Consider the following 20271-nt stretch of genomic DNA (forward strand, 5'->3'; position numbering starts at 1 on the left):
AGCATCCATCAACAGGTCGTGCGGGCCTCCACAGGTGTCCGGGAAGGCTCCCCGTCGCGAGCGGCTCCCATAGGCTCCGCCCTGGTTCAGGAACTGGGAGGGGCGGCGGTGGGCTTGTACGGCGAACCGGCCGCCCTCGATGCGCTGGCATCGGAGCTCTCCCAGCGCGCCCGGGAGGTGCGCGCGGCAGGCGACGAACACCGGCGCGAAGGGGCGCGCACCCGCTGGGTGTCGGATGCTGCGTCGGCCTACCGGCGGCAGCAGGCGGAGGACTGCGCAGACGTCGACGCCGCCGCCGACGCGATGGAGCGGGCCGCGGACCTGCTGCGCCGCCACGCCGACGAGGTGCGGGAGCGGCTGGCGGCCATCGCCCGGGCGGAGGAGGCGGTGCGCTCGTGGTTGTCCCAGCAGGCCGCCCGTGGCGGAGAGGTGCTGGAGGACGTCGGCGACTTCCTCGGCGACCTCCCCGAGGCCGGAGCCGACGCGTGGCGGGGGCTCTCCTCGCAGCTCGGCCGGCTGGGGTTCATGTGAGCGCGGCCCCGCGGCGCCTGACGCTGACCGCGAGCGAGTGGGCGGTGCTCGTGACCGATCGGCTCGCCGATCCGCCGCCGGCGTTCGCGCCCGTTCCGCTGACCGCCACCGATCGGGATGCGGCGGTTACCTCCCTGGTGGCGGCGCGCGTGGTGGTGGCACCGGACGGCGGGTCGGCCGAGCGCGTGCCCCCCGTGGCGGCGGACCTCGCCGTGCTGAGCCGCCCGCTCCTGACCGTCCGGCTGGACGTCCGCGGCAGAGCGGGGGAGCGGCAGGGCTGGTTCGCGCTGGGCTCCGGCGTGGTCGTCGGGGTGCTGACGCTGCCCGGTGGGGGAGTGGAGCTGTCCCTGGCTCCCGCCGTCCGGCTCGGCGACGAACTGGCCCGCGCCGTTCCCGGAGCGGTGGAGGTGGCCGGTCTGGAGCCCCGCGACGGCGCGCCGATCACGGGTCGGGTGCCGCTGGCGCTGCTGGAGGACCGACCGTCGCCGGGCTCCTCCGAGGACGACGTGGCCTTGGTCGGCGAGCTGGAGCGGCGGACGTCCGGTTCGCTGAGCTGCCTCGTGCTGGGCCAGGTCGGCTCGGCAGTCGGCGCGGGACAGGTCTCGTGGCTGGCCACCGACGCCGGCTGGGTGGGGCTGCGACCGCTGCTGGATGGGTCCCCGGTGCGCAGGGTGGATCTGGTGCCGGTCGAGCCGGCCGACCTGGGGACATGGGTGGCACCGACGGTCGCCGCGCTGCTGGAGGCTCCCGATGAGCGATGAGATCCAGGTCGTCGGCGGCGCCGGCGGCGTCGAGGCGGAGCTCGCGGACCTGCGCGCGCTCGGGGGCAACAGCCTCGACCTCGCCGAGATGCTCGCCCGCACCAGCGTGGTGTGCCACGGCATGCTGGTCGACCCGGACCTGCTGGCCTCGGCCGTCCTGGACCCGGTGGGAGTGGCCCGTTTCGAGGCCGCGCTGCTGGAGGCGTTCGACGGTCCGGGCGGCCTGAGCGCGCTGGCCGTCCGGTTCACCGCCCGGGCGGCGACGTTGGAGGCGGCGGCCCTCGCCTACGAGGCCGCCGACGCCGCGATGGCCGAGCTGGCCGACGGGCTGCGCTGGGCGAGGGGCTTCTTCCTGCCCTTGACCGTGGCCGGGCTGGCGCTGGGCGGCCTGGACCAGCTGCGGCGGGACCCTGCCGGCACGGCCCGCGAGCTCGCCGCGCTGATGGACGACCCCGAACGCTGGATCACCGAGCACCCGGGGGTGATCGACGAGGTGGCGGGTGCCCTGCCCGGCCTCGCCACGCTCATCAGCACGGTGGTTCCGGGGGCCGGCCTCTTCCTGGGCGGTGGCGACGTCCGTTCCGCGGCCCGCCGGCTCGGGCAGCTGTGGCCCGACGGCGATCCCGTCGTCACCGACCGGCCGGACGACGCCGCGATCTCGGCGGTCACCCCGCCGCGCAACGTCCGCGACCTGATGACGGCGCTGGAACGCCGGGCCGACCGGTCCAGCAAGGACCACGACCAGATCTCCGTCCGCGTGCTCACCCGCGCCGACGGGTCGCGGTCCTACATCGTCGACATCCCGGGCACCGCCGACTGGAACGCGCCCGGGGCGCTGAACCCGCAGACCCACGACCTGGGCACCAACATCCGGGTGCTGGGCGGCGACGACACCACCCGGCAGGCGGCGATCGCCGAGGCCCTGCGCCGGGCCGGGGCGTCCTGGACCGACCCGGTGATGCTCGTCGGCCACAGCCAGGGCGGCATGGTCGCGGCCCAGGCGGCGCACGACGCCGGCACGCCGGCCTTCCAGTTCAACGTGCAGAGCGTGGTCACCGCGGGGTCGCCGATCGCCCGGGCCGACGTTCCGCCCACCGTGCAGGTCCTCGCCCTGGAGAACGCGCACGACCTGGTGCCGCACCTCGACGCCCGCGAGAACGACGACGACCCGAACGTCACCACGGTGATCTTCGAGCGGCAGAACGGCAGCATCGGCCACAACCACGGCATCGGTGACGCGTACCAGTACGGTGCCGAGGCGGTGGACCGCAGCGACGACCCGTCCATCGCCGCCTTCCGGGAGCGTGCGGGCGCCTTCCTCGTCGCTCCCGGTGAAGAAGCCTCGGTGGTCGCCCACGTGTACGAGATCGGACGGAGATGAACCAGGTGACCAGCAGTGGAGGCGTTCGACGTCGGGGCGTCCGCACCCTCGCCCTCGCCCTCGGCGTCCTGGCCCTGGCAGGCTGCACGTCCGGTGCCGCCGGAGGTACGCCGTCGGCCAGCAGCACCCCGGAGGACCCGACGGCCGGCACGCGCGCGGACATCGAGCGGGAGCTGGCCGACCGCGACGACGTGGCCGACGCCGAGGTGCTGTACCGCGACGACGTCACCGTGCCCTCGACCGTCGCCGTGGACGTGACGATCGAGCCGGGCGCGGACGTCGCTGCGCTCGCCGACGAGGCCCTGCGGCTGGTGTGGCTCAGCGACATCGAGCCGCTGACCACCATCCAGGTCGAGGTGATCAACCCGAGCGACCCGATGCAGGGGCTGTCCCGCGCCGTCCGGCTCCTGGACGACGCGGAGCGCGCGGCCGTCGAAGACCGGTTCGGCCCGCGCCCTGGCTGACCGGCGGCGACAGGGGCTGGTGAGGCCGCCAGCTGCTGCGTCGTCCGGGTCATCGCGGCGTACCGGTCGGCGGCTCCCTCGATGCCCGTCCCGAAGTGCTGTCCCGTCTGGTCCGGGCCCGTGGCGGCCGTGCCGAGCCAGTCTCCGGCACCCCCGGGGCCTTGCCGCAAGCCCCGGAAGTCGGCTACACGTTGGATGTGGCAGGGAGCCCGCCGGCTCCGCCGAGCCGGCGGGCGGTGCGATCACTCGTACTCGGCACCCCAGTCCGCCAGCTGCCGCTCCTCCCTGCGACGCCGGCGACGACTGGCCTGACGCTGCGGCTCCTTGCAGAGCGGGCACGTGCAACGGAGCTCCGGCCGCCACCACTGGTCAGGGTGCTCGGCCTGCTTGATGCGGTAGGGGGCGGTCTTGTCGGTCCTGCTCATCGCGGTCACCTTTCGGCTCCGCCCGGCCCTGGACGGGCCGGGCTTGCCAGTGCGGTGTCGCGGAGGTCACGACGACAGTTCTACCCGGGGCGCCCGATCCGTAGCCCGAAGCGGCCCTCTGTCCGACCCGCAGCCGGGTCAGCCGGAGACGCGGTACACCTTGCAGACGGTGCATCGGGAGAGGCGCTGTCGGGGACGCTTCGCCCGCCAGCCGCTCTCGGGCATGTGGGGAGCTCCCACCGGCCCTGGTGGTTCAGCCAGCACCGGAACGTGTCGTTGGCACGCCGCACGCACTCCGTCGTGCCCCACCCAGGTCTGGAGTCCCGCGGACGCGAAGCCCCTGCGCCGGCTGCAGCCGACATGGGCATGCCCGACCTGGGGGTGGACGTGGGCAAGCGTGAAGGCGCGCAGCGAATCCCCAGGCCGGGACCGGTGGGGCGGGTGGGGCTCGAACCCACGACCCAGGGATTATGAGTCCCATGCTCTGACCGGCTGAGCTACCGCCCCGAGCTGACAGCCTGCCAGACGTCGATGACCGTCCGCACCCGCCGCCCGGCACTCTGACCTGGGCGTCGTTACGACCTTGTGACGTCTGCGCCGATCGCTTGTATTGTCGCCCGCGGTCCGGACGACCTCGCCCCCGAACCCGGGGGCTCGCCCGGACCCCGCCGAACCGCCTCCGGCCTCCGGGCCGAGCGGACCGGGGACCCACCGTTCCACTGGGGTGAATCCCGCCTGCGCCACGACGGGCAGGCAGGTAGGGCCATCTTCCAGCCCGAACCCGTCAGCTGACCCGGTAGGCGGATGGAGGAACGGAGACCGTCGCTTTGGCGACCCTGCACCACCTGCACGCCCCTGCCCCCACCCTGCGACGCTCCGCCGTCGCCACCACCCTGATCGCCGCATCGCTCCTCGCCGCATCGCCGGCCTCCGCTGCCCCAGGGGCGGCGCGGTCCGAGCAGGAGGACGTCGCCACCCAGGTCGCAGCCATCGAGGCCCGGGTCCGCGAGGCCGAGGCGAACCTCCAGCGCATGACCATCGAGGCGGAGGCCGCCAGCGGCGCCGCCCACGAGGCTCAGACCCAGCTGGCCATCGCCCAGCAGCACGCGGAGGCGACGGCGGCCCGGCTCGGCGCCGTCCGCGAGGCCGTGGAGCGCAGCGAGGACGACGTCGCGAGCATCGGACGCGAAGCCTTCATGGGAGCCGACGAGACCCGCAGCTCCATGCAGATCGTCCTCAACGCCGACGGGCCGGCCGAGCTGCTGCAGCAGGCGGCGACCCTCGACATGCTGGGGGAGCAGCGCGCCGAGGTCCTCGAGACCCTGGAGCGCGACGAGGTCCGCGAGGCCCGCCTCGACGAGGAGGCGCGCACCGCCGTCGCCGACCGGGACGCCGCCGCGCGGGCGGCGGCCGAGACGCAGGCCGCCGTCGAGACCCAGCTGGCCGCCGCGCAGGCCGACTTCGATGCGCTGTCGGCCGAGAAGGCGGCGCTGGACCAGGAGCTGCGGAACGCCGAGATCCGGCTGTTGGAGCTGAACGGCAACGAGGACGCCGAGGCGACCTGGGGGGAGCTGCAGGCCGCAGAGGACGCCGTCGGTGCGCTCACCGCCGCCGGTGGTGCCGTTCCGCCGACGGTCGGCCGTGTCACCTCCTGCTACGGCAGCCGCTGGGGCGCGATGCACTACGGGCTCGACATCGCCGCGCCCATCGGCACCCCCGTCCACACGCCGGAGCCGGGCGTCGTGCTGCAGGCCGGTCCGGCCAGCGGCTTCGGCCTGGCCGTCGCCGTCCAGCACCCCGACGGGTCCATCACCCTCTACGGCCACGTCAACCAGCACTTCGTGAGCGCCGGTCAGGTCGTGAGCGCGGGTCAGCAGATCGCCGAGGTCGGCAACCGCGGGCAGTCCACCGGCCCGCACCTGCACTTCGAGGTCCACCGGGGCGGCCTGTACGCCGACCGCGCCAACCCGGTGCCGTGGCTCCAGCTGCGCGGCATCTCCCTCGGAGGCGGCTGCGGCTGATCGACTGATGCCGTGACGCAGGATGGCCCCGTGCGCGACGGGGGCGGGATCTGGCTGCGGGCTGTCGTCCTGGGTGTCCTGCTCGCTGCCGGCGTCGTCGCGGCGTTCGTCATCGACCTGCCCGACGCGGGCGAGGTGCGGACCTGGCTCGACGACGGCGGGCCCGCCGCATGGGCGCTCCTCGTCGGCGGCCTGACCCTCGTGCTCCTGGCGCCGGTGCCGCGCTCGCTGGTCTCGGTGCTGGCCGGGGCGGTGCTGGGCTTCGGCGCCGGCCTGGCCGTGGCCGTCGTCGGCGGGTTGCTGGCCGGTCTGGTGGCCTTCGGGCTGAGCCGGGCCCTGGGGCGCCCCGCGGTGTCCCGGCTGGCCGGGCCGCGGCTGCACCGCGCCGACGAGCTGTTCAGCGACCGCGGCTTCGTCGCGGTGCTGGCCGGCCGCCTGATCCCGGTCGTGCCGTTCGTCGTCGTGAGCTACGGCGCCGGCCTCAGCGGGGTTCGCCTGGGCCCCTACGCCGCCGCCACCGCGGTCGGCCTGGTGCCCAGCACGATCGTCCAGGTCGGCGTGGGCGCCTCGACCGCGTTCGTCGTCGAGCACCTGACGACGCTGGTGGTCGTACCGGTGGTGGTCGCCGCCGTCGTGCTGCTCGGTGCCGGCCTCTGGTGGTTCCGGCGCCGGACGCGGCGGGCGGGGGAGCGGCCGCTGCTGCGGGGCTGAACCGCCCTCAGCCGCGACCGAAGAAGCGACCGAGCACGCCGCCGGCGCCGCCCATGGTGCGGGCGGCCAGCTGCAGGATCGGACCACCCGGGATGCCGGGCACCTTCTGCACGATCGGGGCGAGCTGGAGCAGACCGCCCACGTCGTGCACCTTGAGCTTGCGCCGGGCGACGGCGGGCACCGGGTTGATCCGGCCCGATGCCGCCTCGAGCAGCAGGTCGGCGGCGCCCTCCACGGCGGGGCCGTCGATGGTCCCGGCCGGCACCTGCCGGACCTGCCATCCCTCGCCGTCGGACGTGAAGCCCCACCCGCCGTCCGGCGTCGCGAGAGTGACCCGGCCGGTGATGCCGGTGTCGGCCGCCAGGGCACCGGTGACGTCGGTGAGGGCCGCGAGCCCCGACTGGAGCACCTCCGCCGACGGCGGCTCGGCACCGCAGGACTCCAGGTCCAGCCAGTGGACGGCGAGCTCGTAGGCCTGCCCCAGGACGACGCTGAGCAGCGGGATGCGCCCGACCACGGAGACCGCGGGTGCGGTGTCCAGCTCGACCGGCTCCTGGGCCAGGTAGCGGGCCGTCGCCTCGCGGTTGCGGCGCAAAGCGTCCAGCACCTCCTCGCGCGAGGCCGTGCGGTGCGCCGCCGTCACGCGGGCGTTGACCACGTCCGGGTCCGGGGGAGTGCCAGGTCCACTGGTCCGCGCTGAGGTGACCAGGTCGCGCAGCGCCTGGTGGTCCTCCCAGCAACCGAGGTGGACGCAGATCTCGTGCGCGCGCCAGCCGGGCAGCCGCGAGCTCCGGGTGAGGTCCAGGGTCTCCGCCTGCGCGATGAAGCCGTCCCACGCGCCCAGCGCCCTCCGGGAGATCTCGTCCCGCCCGGCGTCGGCCATTCCCTGGTGTCGTCCCACGTCAGCGCCCTACCCGAGGGATTCGCCGGCCAGGCATCGATCCGCTCCGCGCACATCCGCGGCCCGGGGGGAACCGCGTCTCACCCCCCTGGGAGGAGCCACGGGATCAAGCACCCGCCGCCGCGGGCCGATCGACTCTGCGTGAGCCAGCGCCCCGTACGAGACCGCCGATCGAGCGGTGCGACGCCGTCCGGCCTGCTGCGGACGACGCTCCGGGCCGCCCGCGCAGGGCTGTTCCGCACGCTGGCCACCGACGACGACCGGGCCGCCTACTGGGTGCGGCACGTCCGCATCGGCGTCCTGGTCACCGAGATCTCCGCGTTCGCCGTCGCCTGCTACGTGCTCCTCACCGATGCGCCGAAGCACCACGACCCGCTTCTCGTGGTGCTCGCCGTGCTGGTCATGGTCGTCACTCCCACGATCCTGCTGCTGCCGCTGCGCGCGATCATGTACGACTGGCGCGGCCCGGCGCTGTTCTACGCCTGGTCGGTGGTGACCGCCGCGGTCATCATCGTCGTCACCCGCCTCGACGGTGGGTCCTCCAGCCCGATGGACGCGCTGCTCTTCCTCACGCTGGCCTACACCGCCGTGGCCTACTCGCCGCAGGGCGTCGTGGCGATGGGCTCGGTCATGACCGTCATGTACCTGGTCTTCCTGGAGCTGCCGACCATCACCTCGACCGGAGGCTTCTTCCTCACGGTCATGGGCGTCTTCACCCTGATCTGCGCCATGGCGTCGGCGAACTCCTGGGCCGCCTACGACCGGCAGGTGCTGCTGATCCGCACCCAGGAGATGCTCGCCTCGACCGATCCGCTCACCGGCATCCCGAACCGGCGGCTGTTCCTGGACCGGGTCGCCCGCACCGTAGACGCGGCGTGGGGGCACCAGGCGGTCGTCCTGCTCGTCGACCTGGACGGCTTCAAGGCCGTCAACGACGCCGAGGGCCACGCGGCCGGCGACGCGCTGCTCACCGCCGTGGGCGCCGCGCTGGGGGGTGCTGTGCGGGAGACCGACACCGTGGCCCGGCTCGGCGGTGACGAGTTCGGGGTCCTGGCCGATCTCACGTCCGGCATGCCCGCCGCCCTGCTGGCCGAGCGCCTCCGCGAGGCCGTCGCCATCGCGGGCGCCCGTTACGGCGTCACGGCGAGCGTGGGGCTGGCAGAGATCGAGCCGGGTGACGACGTCGAGGACCTGATGCACCGCGCCGACGTGGCCATGTACTCGGCGAAGACCAGCGGTGGCGACCGCGCCCGGTCGCTCGACGCCTGACCCCGCTTCTGGGACGCGGTGTGCACCTGGCGCGACCGTGAGTGACCAGGCAGTCTTGTAGTTCTGCAGGTCGGAAGCGGTGCCCGCCACGACCCCAGCCACGAACCGTGACGCAGAGTGATACCTGTCATGGTCGAATGCCCCTTACCCGCGCTTTCCGGGATCCCTTCGCCGCGCCACCCTGGGAGGGGCCTGTGAAGTCCCGGCTGCGGGTAGACGGGACGCGACGACGCGTGGTATGCGCCGCTGACCAGCAGCAAAGGGCTCCGAGGAAGATCAACGACCACTTTCGTCCCACGAGTCGCATCCGGGCTGGCGCGATCGGGGGGGCATCGTGCAAACTTGTCGTGCAAGCCCTGCTCCGCCACTGCCGAACACAGCCAGTCACCGAATCGATGGGTCCGTAGGGGAAGACGAGACCGATCGAGTCGATGGAGGTGCCCCGTGCAGCGACGGTCAACCCAGGGTGTCGTCTTCGTGCACGCGTGCCCGAAGGCGCTCTGCCAGCATGTCGAGTGGGCGCTTGAGCGCGTGGTCGGCGCGCCGGTCTCCTTGTCGTGGGCTGAACAGCCCGCGGCGCACGGTTCCTACCGTGCCGAAGTGGCGTGGACGGGTTCGCCCGGTACCGGCGCCAAGCTGGTGGCTGCCCTGCGGGCGTGGCCGATGCTGCGCTTCGAGGTGACCGAGGAAGCCAGTCACGGCAACGACGGCGAGCGCATGTCGTACGTGCCCGGCAAGGGCGTGTTCCGCGCGCCGACGAGTGCCAACGGCGACCTCGTCGTCTCCGAGCAGCAGCTGCGGCACCTGGCCGCCACGGCCGGCTCCATCGAGGCATTCCGGCACGGTGTGGACGAGCTGCTGGGCGCCGCCTGGGACGCCGACCTCGAGGTCTACCGGCACGCCGGTGACGGCAGCCCCGTCACCTGGCTGCACCAGGTCGTCTGAAGAAGGACCCGCTGCCCTCCACCACTCGCACGCTCGCGGCGGGCTCCTGCAGCGGGGCCGCAGGTAACAAGTCCGCTACGACACTCCCGGCCTGGCCGGGGGGTCGTCGTAGCCTGGAGCGGGCCGTCCGGGCGCCGTCGGGGAAGCGGCGCCGGGACGGCCTTTCCCCGTCCTGGCTCACCATCGGTGGTCCTGGCTCACCGTCGATCGTGAGCCAGGAGCCGTGGTGATCAGCCCAGCTGATCACCACGGCGGCCGCTACAGCGGGATGTTGCCGTGCGCCCCGCGGCCCAGCGGCGCCTCTGCGAGCGCCTGCACGAGCCGACGCCGGGTCTGCGCCGGCTCCACGACCTCGTCGACCACGCCGATCTGGAGAGCGCGGTTCACACCGCCGGCGATCCGCTCGTGCTCCGCGGCCAGCTGCGCGTGCAGCGCCTCGCGCTCGCCGGGAGGGGCGGCGGCCAGCTTCTTGCGGTGCAGGATGCCCACCGCGGCCTTCGCGCCCATGACGGCGACCTCCGCCCCCGGCCACGCGAACACCTTGGTCGCGCCCAGCGAACGGGCGTTCATGGCGATGTAGGCGCCACCGTAGGACTTCCGCGTCACCAGGGTCACCCGCGGGACGACCGCCTCGGCGAACGCGTGCAGCAGCTTTGCCCCCCGGCGCACCACGCCGTCCCACTCCTGGCCGACGCCGGGCAGGTAGCCCGGCACGTCGACGAGCACCACGAGCGGGACGCCGAACGCGTCGCACATCCGCACGAACCGCGCCGCCTTCTCCGCCGATGCCGAGTCCAGGCACCCGCCGAGCCGCAGCGGGTTGTTGGCCACGACGCCCACGGTGCGTCCGGCCAGCCGGCCCAGCGTGGTGACGACGTTGGGCGCGAACCGCGGGTGCAGCTCCAGGCCGGGACCGTCGAGCACCGAGGAGATCAGCGGCTTGACGTCGTAGGCGCGCTGCCGCTGCTCGGGCAGCAGGGCGGCGAGGTCGACGTCGGCCTCGTCCGCAGCCGGCGTGAACGTGCCCTGGGCGGCCAGCAGGTCGACGGCGAGACGGGCGGTCTCCAGCGCGGCGGGCTCGGAGTCGGTCACCACGTGCACGACGCCGGAGCGCCGGCCATGGGTGTCGGGGCCACCGAGCTGCTCCTGGTCGACGACCTCACCGGTGACCGAGCGGACGACGTCGGGACCGGTGACGAAGACGCGGCCGGCCGGGCCCATGATCACCAGGTCGGTCAGCGCGGGTCCGTAGGCGGCGCCGCCGGCCGCCGCACCGAGGACCACCGAGATCTGCGGGATCCGCCCGGACGCCCGGACCATGGCCGCGAAGACCTCGCCGACGGCGTGCAGGGCGGTGACGCCCTCGGCCAGCCGCGCGCCACCGGAGTGCCAGATGCCGACCGACGGCACCCGCTCCCGCAGCGCGGCGTCGATGGCGTCGACGATGTGCCGGCAGCCGTCCACGCCCATCGCCCCGCCCATGACGGTCGCGTCGGTGCAGAAGGCGACGACCGGGCTGCCGTCGACCGTGCCGCGGGCCGCCATCACCCCGGAGGCGTCCCGGGCGGCCAGCGGCTGCATCGAGCCAGGGTCGAGGAACCGCTGGAGGCGGTCCTCGGGGTCCCGCGGGTCGGGGGCGGTCAGGGTCGGTGCGGCCGGGGCAGCGGTCACGGCATCTCCTCGGGAAGCGGGGCCTGGGCGGCGACGCCGTCGTCAGGGGGTGGTGAAGACCAGAGCGATGTTGTGGCCGCCGAAACCGAAGGAGTCGTTGACCGCCGCGCGCAGGTCGGCCTTGCGCGGCTCGTCGCGGACGATGTCGAGCGACTGGACGGCGGCGTCGTCGTCGGGGTCGTCGAGGTTCGCGGTGGCGGGGACGATCTGCTCGCGGAGCGCGAGGATGGCGAACACCGACTCCAGGGCTCCGGCGGCGCCGAGGAGGTGGCCGGTCTGGCTCTTGGTGGCACTGACCAGAACGTGCTCGCCGAGGGAGTTGCGGATGGCCGAGGCCTCCGCGGTGTCGCCCACCGGCGTGGAGGTGGCGTGCGCGTTGACGTGGCCGATGTCGGCAGCGGTGAGGCCGGCGTCGCGCAGCGCGGCGCGGATCGCGCGGCCGGCGCCCTCGCCCTCGGGGTGCGGGGCGACGAGGTCGTAGCCGTCGGCAGTTGCGCCGGCGCCGGCCAGTCGGGCGTGCACGCGGGCGCCGCGGGCAGCGGCGGAGTCGGCTCGCTCCAGGACCAGCGCGGCGGCGCCCTCGCCGAGGACGAAGCCGTCGCGCCCCTTGTCGAAGGGCCGCGAGGCGCGCTCGGGCTCGTCGTTGCGGGTGGACATGGCGCGCATCGCGGCGAAGCCGGCCATGGGCAGCGGGTGCACGCAGGCCTCGGCGCCACCGACCAGCACGATGTCGGCGCGGTCGAGGCGCAGCAGGTCCAGGCCCCAGCGGATGGCCTCGGCGCCCGAGGCGCAGGCGCTCACCGGGGCGTGCACGCCGCCCCGGGCGCCGATGGCCAGACCGACGGCGGCGGCGGGCCCGTTGGGCATGAGCATCGGGATGGTGAAGGGGGAGACCCGCTTGGGGCCCTTCTCCTCGAGGACGTCGTCCTGGCCGAGGAGGGTGAGCGCGCCGCCGATGCCGGTGCCGAAGACGACGGCGATCCGCTCGGGATCGACGCCCGCGTCGGCGGCGCCGGACTCGGCCCAGGCCTGCTCGGCGGCGACGACGGCCACCTGCTGGCTGCGGTCCAGCCGCCGGGCGCGGACCCGGTCGATCTGCTCGGTCGGCTCGGCGGCCAGGCGGGCGACGAGCTGGGCCGGGAACTCCTTGACCCACTCGTCGGTGATCCGGCTGACGCCCGAACGCCCCGCGAGCAGGGCCTCCCAGGTGCTGGACACGTCACCGCCGAGGGGCGTGGTGGCACCGAGGCCGGTGACGACGACGTCGGAGGTGGACGCGCTCATGGGATCTCCTTGTGCGGGGCGCCGGCCGGTGGACCGGGTCGGGTCGGGCCAGGGGTCCCGCCGGCGATCGGCCGGCGGGACCCGGGGCCCTGCAGGTCCCGCGCCGGGCGTGCGGGCGCGGGGGCAGGGGGTGCTGCTACTGGTTGCTCTCGATGAAGCTGATCGCGTCGCCGACGGTCTTGATGTTCGCCAGCTGGTCGTCGGGGATGGCGACGCCGAACTTGTCCTCGACGGCGGTGGCGATCTCGACCATCGACAGGGAGTCGACGTCGAGGTCGTCGGTGAACGACTTCTCCGGAGTGGCGTCGGCGGGCGTCACGCCGGCCACCTCCTCCAGGATCTCGCCGAGCCCGGCCTGGATCTCCTGGGTGCTGGCCAACGTGGGGTCCTCTCTCTCGGATGGGACGACGGCCCCGGACGGGGACGTCGTCGTCGTCCGGGACCAGGTGTCCCGGGGTCTGGGGGGAGCGGCGCTCCGGAGCGGCGTCACGGGAGGCGCAGCACCTGGCCGGCGAAGGTCAGCCCGGCGCCGTAGCCGAGGACGAGCGCCAGGTCGCCGGATTTCGCCTCGCCGGACTCGATGAGCGCGGACAGGGCCAGCGGGATCGAGGCGGCCGAGGTGTTGCCCGACTGCACGATGTCGCGGGCGATGACCGTCTTCTCGCCGAAGCCGAGCTTCTTGGCCATCGACTCGATGATCCGCAGGTTGGCCTGGTGCGGCGCGAAGACGTCGATGTCGGCGGCGGTCACGCCGGCCCGGTCCATCGCGGCCTGCAGGGTCTCGGTGAGCTTGGTCGTGGCCCAGCGGTAGACGGCCTGGCCGGCCATCGTCATGTGCGGCAGGCCCTCGGGGATGGCGATGGCGGTGTGCTGGTCGCCGTCGCTGCCCCAGGCGACCGGCCCGATGCCCGGCTCGTCGGCCGCGCCGACGACGGCCGCGCCGGCACCGTCGGCGAAGATGACGGCGGTGCCGCGGTCGGTGAGGTCGGTGACGTCGGTGAGCCGCTCGACGCCGACGACCAGGGCGTTGCGCGCGGCCCCGGTGCGGATCGCGTTGTCGACCACGCCGAGGGCGTAGCAGAACCCGGCGCACCCGGCGTTGAGGTCGAAGGCGCCGGGGCGGTTGACGCCCAGCCGGTGGCCTACCTGCGGGCCGATGCCGGGGATCGGCACCCGGAGGCTTGCGCTGGCGACGACGACCATGTCGATCTCGGACGGGGCCAGACCGCTGGCGGCGATGGCCTTGCCGCCGGCCGCGACCGCCATCTCGACGAGGGTCTCGTCCTCGGCGGCCCACCGGCGCTCGGCGATGCCGACGCGGCCCTGGATCCACTCGTCGTTGGTGTCCATCGTCTGGGCGAGCTCGTCGTTGGTGACCCGGCGGCGGGGCCGGTAGGCGCCGATGCCCAGGATGCGGGCGCCGGAAGCACCCTGTGACGGCTTGATGGGGGTCACGCGGAAACCTCCGGGTAGAGCCGGGCGATCGGGTCACCGGCGTCGACGAGGTCGCCGTCGTGCACCAGCCACTCGGCGAGCACGCCGTCGTAGGCGGCGGAGACGTTGACCTCCTCCCGCCGACCGCGGATGCAGCCGAGCGGGGTGCCCGCAGGCAGGTGCGTGCCCTCGTCGATCCGGGCCGGGCTCACCGTCCCGCGGGCTGGGGCGACGACCATGCGCCAGTCGGGGAAGTGCTCGGCCTCGGCCCGGCCGCGCTCGGCGTCGATGAGCTCGCGGGCGCGGTCGAGGTCGGCGGGGCTGCTGATCGCGAGGATCTCGATCCCCGCGCCCTTCCACTCCCGCTTCGCGAGGCCCGCCAGCGCGCCCGCCGGGGGCAGCTCCAGGACCGCGGTGACGCCGAGGTCGCGCATGGTGGCCAGGCAGGCGTCGAACCGCACCGGGCTGGTCACCTGGCTGACGAGGCGAGAGAGCGCCTCGGCGCCCGAGGCGACGGCGGCGCCGTCGGCGTTGGAGAGCAGCAACCGGCTCGGGTCGGCCGGACGCAGCCCCTCGACCAGGCCCTCGAGTTCCTCACGGGCGGGCGCCATGTAGGACGTGTGGAACGCCCCGGCGACCGACAGCGGCATGACCCGGGCCTTGGCCGGCGGCTCGGCCTTGAGCGCGGCCAGCCCGTCCACCGGGCCGGCGACGACGACCTGGCCGCCGCCGTTGTGGTTGGCCGCCGTGAGCCCGTGCCGGTCGAGCGCGCTCTGCAGCTCGTCGGCGTCGCCACCCAGGACGGCGGCCATGCCGGTGGGGGTGAGCGCGCAGGCGGCGGCCATGGCCCGGCCGCGGACGGCGGTGAGCGCGATGGCGGCCTCGACGGAGAGCACACCGGCCAGGGCGGCGGCGGTGAGCTCGCCGACGCTGTGCCCGGTGATGACGACGTCGCGACCGGCGTGCGGCGAGTGCACGACCGGCCCGGGCAGGCCGCCGAGCTCGCGGGCCACGAAGAGGCTCATCGCGACCACAAGCGGCTGCGTGACCGCGGTGTCCTTGATCGCCTCCGCATCACCGGTCGTGCCCAGCGCGAGCAGGTCGGCGCCGGCGATCGCCCCGGCCCAGCGGAAGAAGGGCTCCGCGCCGGGGACGTCGAGCCAGTCGGTCAGCATCCCGGGTTTCTGAGCACCCTGACCCGGGGCGAGGACGGCGAGCACTTCTTCACCCTGCCAGTGATCGGGCTCCGGCGCGGTGGGCTGCGGTACGAAAGCCCACTGGTGATCTTTGTGGGGACCCTCCAACACATGCAGCGAAACAACGACGTGGCAGTGCACTCACTGGTGGGGTTCTCACGGTCGCGCGCTCAGTGCCAGAGGGAGCGGTCCTCGTCGAGGGCGGCCAGGGCGAGTGCGACCTGGAGCGTCCAGCTGCCGCGCGGGTCGGTGGCCGAGAGCCCGGTGAGCTCTGCGGCCCGCTTGAGCCGGTACCGCACGGTGTTGGGGTGCACGAAGATGGCTCGCGCGCTGGCCTCCAGGTTGCCCCCGCTGGTGAGCACCGCGCGCACCGTCTCGAGCACCCCGCCGCCGGCGGCGCGCAACGGCGCCGCCACCCGCTCCTGCAGCGCCGCGCGGGCCAGGGGGTCGCCGTCCAGCGCCCGTTCGGCGAGGAGGGCGTCGGCCGGCACCGGGCGCGGCGCCTCGGGCCACGCCCGGGCGGCGCGCAGGCCGGCGAGCGCGGCCGCCGCGGAGACCCCGGCGCGGCTCAGCCCGTCGACCACGGGGCCGGTGACGACAGGACCGGTGCCGAACTCCTCGCTCACCCGGTCCGGGGCCAGCGCGAGGTCGTGCGTGCCGCCGAGGACGACGACCAGCTGCTCGGCGTGCACGCCGACGAGCACCTCGCAGCGCATCGCCCGTGCCGCGCGACGGACGGCGGCGTGCGGGTCCTCCACGTCGGTGGGCGCCGCGCCCACCACGACGATCGCCGGGGTGGTGGCCGCCCACCCGAGAGCTGCCGCCCGTCCGGACAGCTCGTCGGTGCGCTCCCCGCGCACCAGCGCGTCGACCGCGAGGGCCTCGAGGCGGGCGTCCCAGGCGCCGCGGTTCTCCGCGAAGCTCGCGTAGACGTGCGCGGTGGCGAAGGCGACCTCGCGGCTGAACAGGAGCACCGAGAGGCGCAGCGCCTCCTCGTCACCGGGCTCGGCGACCGAGGCCACCCGCTGCTCGACCACCTCGACGGTGACCTTCACCAGGTCGACGGTCTGCTTCAGCGCCACGGTGCGCGCGAGCTCGCGGGGGGCGGCGCCGAACACCTCGCCGGTCAGCCGCGGCGGACGGCCGGGGCTGCGGCACCACTCCACCAGTGACGCGATGCCGGCCTGGGCCACGAGCGTGACCCAGGAACGCTGGTCGGCGGGCATCGCGCGGAACCAGGACAGCTCCTCGTCCATCCGGGCGACGGCCTGGGTGGCCAGCGACCCGGACGCGCGCTCCAGGCGCCGGAGGGTGGCCTCCGACGGCGGGTGGTTGGTCCCCCGGCTCACCCGGTCAGCGTGTCACGGCATCCGCGGGTGGGGGAGAGTGGACCGGTGAGCGTTCCCCCGGTCGACACCGCGCAGGTCACCCGGGCGCGTGCTCCCGTGCCCGTCTCCCTTGTCGCGGCGACGCTGGCCGGCGTGGCGGTGGTGGTGCTGCTCGGCGCCGGCGTGCACAGCGGCTTCGGACCGCAGTTGCGGCTGGACGCCGCCGTGAGCGAGGCGCTGTACGCCGGCGACGGGCGGGCCCGGGCCCTGGACTGGCTGCTCGAGGCCCTCACCGCTCTGGGCTCGTCGGCGGTGCGGCTGCTGCTGCTCCTTCCCGTGGTCGTGTGGTTGGCGCGCCGCCGGGCCTGGCGGACGATGGCTTGGGCGGTCCTGGCCGCTGGGCTCGTCGCCCCGGTGACAGCGGTGCTCAAGGACCTCTTCGGACGGATCCGCCCACCCTTCGCCGACGGAGGCGCCCGCCTGGAGTCGCTGAGCTATCCCAGCGGGCACTCGTCGGGGATCGTCGCCCTGGTGACCGTCGCCTCGGTGCTGGCCTGGCCGTGGCTCACCGCGACCGCCCGGCGCACCTGGCTGGCGGTCGGCGTGCTGCTGGTCGTGCTCGTCGGGCTCACCCGCATGTGGCTGGGCGTGCACTACCTCTCCGACGTGCTGGGCGGGTGGGCACTCGGGCTCTCCTGGTGCCTGCTCGTGGCCGTCGTCCTCGATGCCCTGCCGGGTGGCCGTGCCGCCCTCCCACCGCGATGAGCGGGCTCGACCAGCGCGTCGTGCTGGCCCCGGAGGACGGCTCGCTGGGCCCGCTGCTGCGGATCGCCGACGACCGGCTGCCGCCCGGGGCCGGCTACGGACGGCACGACCACCGGGCGGTCGACGTCGTCGCCGTCGTCCTGGCCGGGAGCGTGACGCACCGCTGGGCGGCGGACGTTACGGCCGCCGCGGGAGACGTCGCGGTGCTGCGCGCCGGGCGGGGGCTGACCCACGACGAGGTGGCCGGCGACGACGGTGCGCGGGTGCTGCAGTGCTACCTGCGCAGCGCCGATCCCCAGGCGGCCACCGCGCACGAGGTGCGGCGGGCCGCCGACGGCTGGGTGGATCTGCAGCGGTCCGACGCCCGGCTGTGGCTGGGCCGCGCGGAGCCGGGGGAGGAGCCGGCGGTCCCCGACGGGCTCGTGCTGGTGTCCACCGGGTCCGGCATCACCCGGGCCGACGCCGGGCCGCTGCGCGTCGACGAGCCGGCCACGGTGATCGTCTGGCAGGTCGACGCCGGACGACCGTCCTGGGCCGTGTGACAGTGGGGGGCATGCCGACCAGTTCCTCCGACCTGCTCGCCGCCGCGTACTCCGACGCCGACCGGACCATCGAGCTGCGCCGGCAGCTGCACCGGCACCCGGAGATCGGACTGCACCTGCCCAGGACCCAGGCAGCCGTGCTGGAGGCCTTCGCCGAGCTGCCGATCGAGGTGACCACCGGGACGACGACGAGCTCGGTGGTGGGGGTGCTGCGCGGCGCTCGGCCCGGCCCCACCTACCTGCTCCGCGGCGACATGGACGCCCTGCCCGTGCACGAGGACAGCGGGCTGCCCTTCGCCTCCGAGGTGCCCGGCGCCATGCACGCCTGCGGCCACGACACCCACGTGGCGATGCTGGTCGGCGCGGCCCGGCTGCTGTCGGGGCTGCGCGACGAGCTGGCCGGTCAGGTCGTGTTCATGGCGCAGCCGGGGGAGGAGGGCTTCCACGGCGCCCGCTACATGCTCGACGAGGGCCTGCTCGAGGTCGTGCCCGAGGCGCCGGTCGGCGGGGCCTTCGCCCTGCACGTCTCCTCCACGATGCCCAGCGGCACCGTGAACCTGCGGCCGGGTCCGGTCATGGCCGCGGCCGACCAGTGGCGGATGACCCTGCGCGGGCGCGGGGGACACGCCTCCGAGCCGCACATGGCGGCCGACCCTATCCCGGTGGCGGCCGAGATCGTGCTCGCACTGCAGTCGATGGTGACCCGGCGCGTCGACGTCTTCGACCCCGCCGTCGTCACCGTCGCGCACATCGAGGCCGGGTCGACGAACAACGTCATCCCCGACACGGCGGTGCTGCAGGGGACGATCCGCACCCTGTCGGCGGAGCGGCGGGCCGACGTCGTCGCCTCGGTGCAACGCGTCGCCACCCACGTCGCGGCGGCGCACGAGATGGAGCTGCACTGGGAGCACTTCGAGGGCTACCCGGTGACGGTCAACGACCCCGGGGCCGCGGCCCAGGTGCTGGAGACGGCGGCCGAGCTGCTGGGCCGGCAGGCGAGCGTGCTGATGCCGGCGCCGCTGATGGGCGCGGAGGACTTCTCCTACGTCCTGCAGCGGGTGCCCGGCGTCATGGCCTGGCTGGGCGCCTGCCCGCCCGGCGTCGATGCGGCCACGGCGCCGGCCAACCACTCCAACCTCGTCGTCTTCGACGAGGAGCCGCTGCCGGCCGGTGTGGCGCTCTACGCGCAGATGGCGCTGCAGGCGCTCACCGGCTGACCGGGCGGGGGTTGGGGTCAGGCCGAGGCGCGCCGCACCAGATGCGTCTCGCACACCCGCACCTCGACGTCGGGATCGCCGTCGATCTGGCGCAGCAGCATGTCGGTCATGTGACGGGTCATCTCGGCCAGCGGCTGGGCGACGGTGGTGAGCGGCGGGTCGCACTCGCGCGCGATCGGCGCGTCGTCGAAGCCGACCACCGCCACGTCCTCGGGCACCCGGCGCCCGGCAGCGTGCAGCGTGCGCAGGGCTCCCACGGCCATCGGGTCGGAGGCGACGAAGACCGCGTCGAGATCGGGCACCTGTTCCAGCAACCTGGCCATGCCGCGCGCGCCACCGGCCTCGGTGAAGTCGCCCTCGACGCAGAGCTCACCGCGCGCCTGCAGCCCGGCCTCCTCCAGTGCGGTCCGGTAGCCGGAGAACCGGTCGAGCCCGGCGTTCATGTCATGGCGGCCGGTGACCGTGCCGATCCGAGCGCGCCCCTGCCCCAGCAGGTGCCGGGTGGCCAGCGCTCCGCCGCCGGCGTTGTCCGCATCGACGAAGGACACCGCCCGGCCGTTCTGCGGCCGGCCGAAGAGCACCAGCGGCACGTGCGCCTCGGCGACGATCTCCGGGAGCAGGTCGTCGTTGTGCATGGACATCAGGATCACGCCGTCGACGTGCCCCTGGCGGACGTATCGCCCGGCCTTCTCCTGCTCGCGCTCGTCGCGGGCGGCCAGCAGCACGACGTTGAGCTCGGTGTCGGCCAGAGCGGCCGAGACGCCGCGGACGATGCTGGCGAAGAAGGGGTCGGAGAAGATCTGGGTCTTCGATTCCGACAGCACCAGGGCGATGGTGTCGGTGCGCCGGGTGACGAGGCTGCGTGCCAGCCGGTTGGGGACGTACCGGAGCTGCTCCACCGCCTGGAGGACTGCTTCGCGGGCCTCCGGGCTCACCCGGGGTGAGTCGTTGACGACACGGGAGACCGTGGCGCGGGAGACGCCCGCGAGCTCGGCCACCTCGTCGAGGGTGGGCGAACCGATGCGACCGCCGGTGCTCGTCATGGGCCTCCTCGGGTGCGGACAGGACGTCCATTGTGGACCGCCCCCCTGCCCGCCGGTAGTCATGGTCGTGTTTCCGATTCGTTACTTGACAGTCACTCGCCTCCACGACCACTGTGTCGCCACGCCCGTGAGAGCGTTCTCACACAAGCGGCCCGCCAGAGGGCAGGCGCGCTCGGCGACTTCCACAGGAGGACTGATGTCTGTTTCCCGGAGGCGGAGTGCGGCGCTCGGCGCGGCCGTTGCCGTCAGCCTGCTTGCCGCCGGCTGCGGCGGTGGCGACGACGGCGGGGGCGGGGGTGGGGGCAGCTACGACCCCGACGCCCCGGTGACGTTGACCGTCGGCACGTTCGGGACGTTCGACTTCGACAACGCGGGCCTGTAC

Annotated in this window: 20 protein-coding genes, 1 tRNA gene, 1 pseudogene and 1 riboswitch; of the genes and pseudogenes, 12 read left to right on the plus strand and 10 right to left on the minus strand. The window is 74.3% G+C overall.

The window, feature by feature from the left end; genetic code table 11:
• The first annotated feature begins 108 nt into the window (after positions 1-108).
• From C5508_RS01775 to C5508_RS01790, 4 genes are read left to right on the plus strand one after another with little or no spacing between them, the layout of a single operon-like run.
• A complete protein-coding gene (locus C5508_RS01775; RefSeq protein ID WP_104522992.1) occupies positions 109-531 on the plus strand; it encodes a putative T7SS-secreted protein in 423 nt (140 codons plus the stop codon).
• The gene (locus tag C5508_RS01780; protein WP_104522994.1) at positions 528-1292 is read left to right on the plus strand and encodes a hypothetical protein; all 765 of its coding nucleotides are present in this window, start codon (positions 528-530) and stop codon (positions 1290-1292) included. Before C5508_RS01775 ends, C5508_RS01780 begins: the two co-directional genes overlap by 4 nt.
• A complete protein-coding gene (locus C5508_RS01785; RefSeq protein WP_104522996.1) occupies positions 1282-2673 on the plus strand; it encodes an esterase/lipase family protein in 1392 nt (463 codons plus the stop codon). Before C5508_RS01780 ends, C5508_RS01785 begins: the two co-directional genes overlap by 11 nt.
• A 5-nt stretch (positions 2674-2678) precedes the next feature.
• Entirely contained in the window at positions 2679-3137 is a 459-nt protein-coding gene (locus C5508_RS01790) for a hypothetical protein (protein ID WP_157943913.1), read from the plus strand.
• A 242-nt stretch (positions 3138-3379) separates the two neighbouring features.
• Here C5508_RS01790 and C5508_RS01795 read toward each other — a convergent pair whose 3' ends face one another.
• Together C5508_RS01795 and C5508_RS01800 are read right to left on the minus strand one after the other, a co-directional pair.
• Entirely contained in the window at positions 3380-3562 is a 183-nt protein-coding gene (locus C5508_RS01795; protein WP_157943914.1) for a hypothetical protein, read from the minus strand.
• Positions 3563-3995: 433 nt separating this feature from the next.
• Positions 3996-4069, minus strand: a tRNA-Ile gene (locus C5508_RS01800).
• A gap of 149 nt (positions 4070-4218) precedes the next feature.
• Positions 4219-4381: riboswitch (cyclic di-AMP (ydaO/yuaA leader) on the plus strand.
• 8 nt (positions 4382-4389) lie between these two features.
• Between C5508_RS01800 and C5508_RS01805 the strand changes: the two genes are divergently transcribed.
• Both C5508_RS01805 and C5508_RS01810 read left to right on the plus strand, forming a co-directional pair.
• Positions 4390-5583 (plus strand): peptidoglycan DD-metalloendopeptidase family protein, encoded by a 1194-nt coding sequence (locus tag C5508_RS01805; RefSeq protein ID WP_232796845.1) that lies wholly within the window; start codon positions 4390-4392, stop codon positions 5581-5583.
• A 30-nt stretch (positions 5584-5613) separates the two neighbouring features.
• On the plus strand, positions 5614-6294 hold the full coding sequence (locus C5508_RS01810) for a TVP38/TMEM64 family protein (RefSeq protein WP_198597785.1): 681 nt from the start codon (positions 5614-5616) through the stop codon (positions 6292-6294).
• Positions 6295-6301: 7 nt separating this feature from the next.
• On the opposite strand, the gene C5508_RS01815 is transcribed toward C5508_RS01810, so the two are convergent.
• Complete coding sequence (locus C5508_RS01815) at positions 6302-7195, minus strand: maleylpyruvate isomerase N-terminal domain-containing protein (protein WP_104523004.1); 894 nt, start codon at positions 7193-7195, stop codon at positions 6302-6304.
• A 141-nt stretch (positions 7196-7336) separates the two neighbouring features.
• On the opposite strand from C5508_RS01815, the gene C5508_RS01820 reads away from it, so the two are divergent.
• Both C5508_RS01820 and C5508_RS01825 read left to right on the plus strand, forming a co-directional pair.
• Complete coding sequence (locus tag C5508_RS01820; protein WP_104523006.1) at positions 7337-8464, plus strand: GGDEF domain-containing protein; 1128 nt, start codon at positions 7337-7339, stop codon at positions 8462-8464.
• Between the two features lie 477 nt (positions 8465-8941).
• Positions 8942-9409: a DUF3145 domain-containing protein gene (locus C5508_RS01825; protein WP_232796851.1), complete on the plus strand. Its 468-nt coding sequence runs from the start codon at positions 8942-8944 to the stop codon at positions 9407-9409.
• A 258-nt stretch (positions 9410-9667) separates the two neighbouring features.
• Here C5508_RS01825 and C5508_RS01830 read toward each other — a convergent pair whose 3' ends face one another.
• The 6 genes from C5508_RS01830 to C5508_RS01855 all read right to left on the minus strand — a co-directional run bounded on the left by C5508_RS01830 (position 9668) and on the right by C5508_RS01855 (position 16343).
• Positions 9668-11080: an acyl-CoA carboxylase subunit beta gene (locus tag C5508_RS01830; protein ID WP_232796846.1), complete on the minus strand. Its 1413-nt coding sequence runs from the start codon at positions 11078-11080 to the stop codon at positions 9668-9670.
• Between the two features lie 42 nt (positions 11081-11122).
• A complete protein-coding gene (locus tag C5508_RS01835; RefSeq protein ID WP_104523010.1) occupies positions 11123-12364 on the minus strand; it encodes a beta-ketoacyl-[acyl-carrier-protein] synthase family protein in 1242 nt (413 codons plus the stop codon).
• Positions 12365-12500: 136 nt separating this feature from the next.
• Positions 12501-12743 (minus strand): acyl carrier protein, encoded by a 243-nt coding sequence (locus C5508_RS01840; protein WP_104523012.1) that lies wholly within the window; start codon positions 12741-12743, stop codon positions 12501-12503.
• Positions 12744-12850: 107 nt separating this feature from the next.
• Positions 12851-13819 carry a beta-ketoacyl-ACP synthase III gene (locus tag C5508_RS01845; protein ID WP_198597786.1) on the minus strand — a complete coding sequence of 323 codons (969 nt, stop codon included), beginning with the start codon at positions 13817-13819 and terminating at the stop codon, positions 12851-12853.
• Complete coding sequence (locus C5508_RS01850; RefSeq protein ID WP_104523014.1) at positions 13816-15018, minus strand: acyltransferase domain-containing protein; 1203 nt, start codon at positions 15016-15018, stop codon at positions 13816-13818. Before C5508_RS01850 ends, C5508_RS01845 begins: the two co-directional genes overlap by 4 nt.
• Before the next feature lie 146 nt (positions 15019-15164).
• Positions 15165-16343 carry a PucR family transcriptional regulator gene (locus C5508_RS01855; protein WP_104523016.1) on the minus strand — a complete coding sequence of 393 codons (1179 nt, stop codon included), beginning with the start codon at positions 16341-16343 and terminating at the stop codon, positions 15165-15167.
• A gap of 45 nt (positions 16344-16388) precedes the next feature.
• On the opposite strand from C5508_RS01855, the gene C5508_RS01860 reads away from it, so the two are divergent.
• The 3 genes from C5508_RS01860 to C5508_RS01870 are packed head-to-tail and all read left to right on the plus strand — an operon-like array spanning position 16389 to position 18846.
• Complete coding sequence (locus C5508_RS01860; protein WP_104523018.1) at positions 16389-17087, plus strand: phosphatase PAP2 family protein; 699 nt, start codon at positions 16389-16391, stop codon at positions 17085-17087.
• Positions 17084-17629 carry a pirin family protein gene (locus C5508_RS01865; protein WP_104523020.1) on the plus strand — a complete coding sequence of 182 codons (546 nt, stop codon included), beginning with the start codon at positions 17084-17086 and terminating at the stop codon, positions 17627-17629. The genes C5508_RS01860 and C5508_RS01865 overlap by 4 nt, the downstream gene beginning before the upstream one ends.
• An 11-nt stretch (positions 17630-17640) precedes the next feature.
• Complete coding sequence (locus tag C5508_RS01870; RefSeq protein WP_104523060.1) at positions 17641-18846, plus strand: M20 metallopeptidase family protein; 1206 nt, start codon at positions 17641-17643, stop codon at positions 18844-18846.
• A gap of 17 nt (positions 18847-18863) precedes the next feature.
• Here the strand turns inward: C5508_RS01870 and C5508_RS01875 are convergent, their stop codons facing one another.
• Positions 18864-19889 carry a LacI family DNA-binding transcriptional regulator gene (locus C5508_RS01875; RefSeq protein WP_104523022.1) on the minus strand — a complete coding sequence of 342 codons (1026 nt, stop codon included), beginning with the start codon at positions 19887-19889 and terminating at the stop codon, positions 18864-18866.
• Positions 19890-20085: 196 nt separating this feature from the next.
• Between C5508_RS01875 and C5508_RS01880 the strand changes: the two are divergent.
• Positions 20086-20271, plus strand: a pseudogene (locus C5508_RS01880) (ABC transporter substrate-binding protein); the annotation flags it as partial.

Origin of the sequence: Blastococcus atacamensis (assembly GCF_002938425.1) — a bacterium.
Classification (GTDB): Bacteria; Actinomycetota; Actinomycetes; order Mycobacteriales; family Geodermatophilaceae; genus Blastococcus; species Blastococcus atacamensis.

Excerpts from the sequence above, each read along its gene's own strand:
- C5508_RS01835 (WP_104523010.1), bottom strand. The coding sequence starts at position 12,364 with ATGAGCGCGTCCACCTCCGACGTCGTCGTCACCGGCCTCGGTGCCACC.
- C5508_RS01870 (WP_104523060.1), top strand. The coding sequence starts at position 17,641 with ATGCCGACCAGTTCCTCCGACCTGCTCGCCGCCGCGTACTCCGACGCC.
- C5508_RS01875 (WP_104523022.1), bottom strand. The coding sequence starts at position 19,889 with ATGACGAGCACCGGCGGTCGCATCGGTTCGCCCACCCTCGACGAGGTG.
- C5508_RS01785 (WP_104522996.1), top strand. The coding sequence starts at position 1,282 with ATGAGCGATGAGATCCAGGTCGTCGGCGGCGCCGGCGGCGTCGAGGCG.
- C5508_RS01865 (WP_104523020.1), top strand. The coding sequence starts at position 17,084 with ATGAGCGGGCTCGACCAGCGCGTCGTGCTGGCCCCGGAGGACGGCTCG.
- C5508_RS01795 (WP_157943914.1), bottom strand. The coding sequence starts at position 3,562 with ATGAGCAGGACCGACAAGACCGCCCCCTACCGCATCAAGCAGGCCGAG.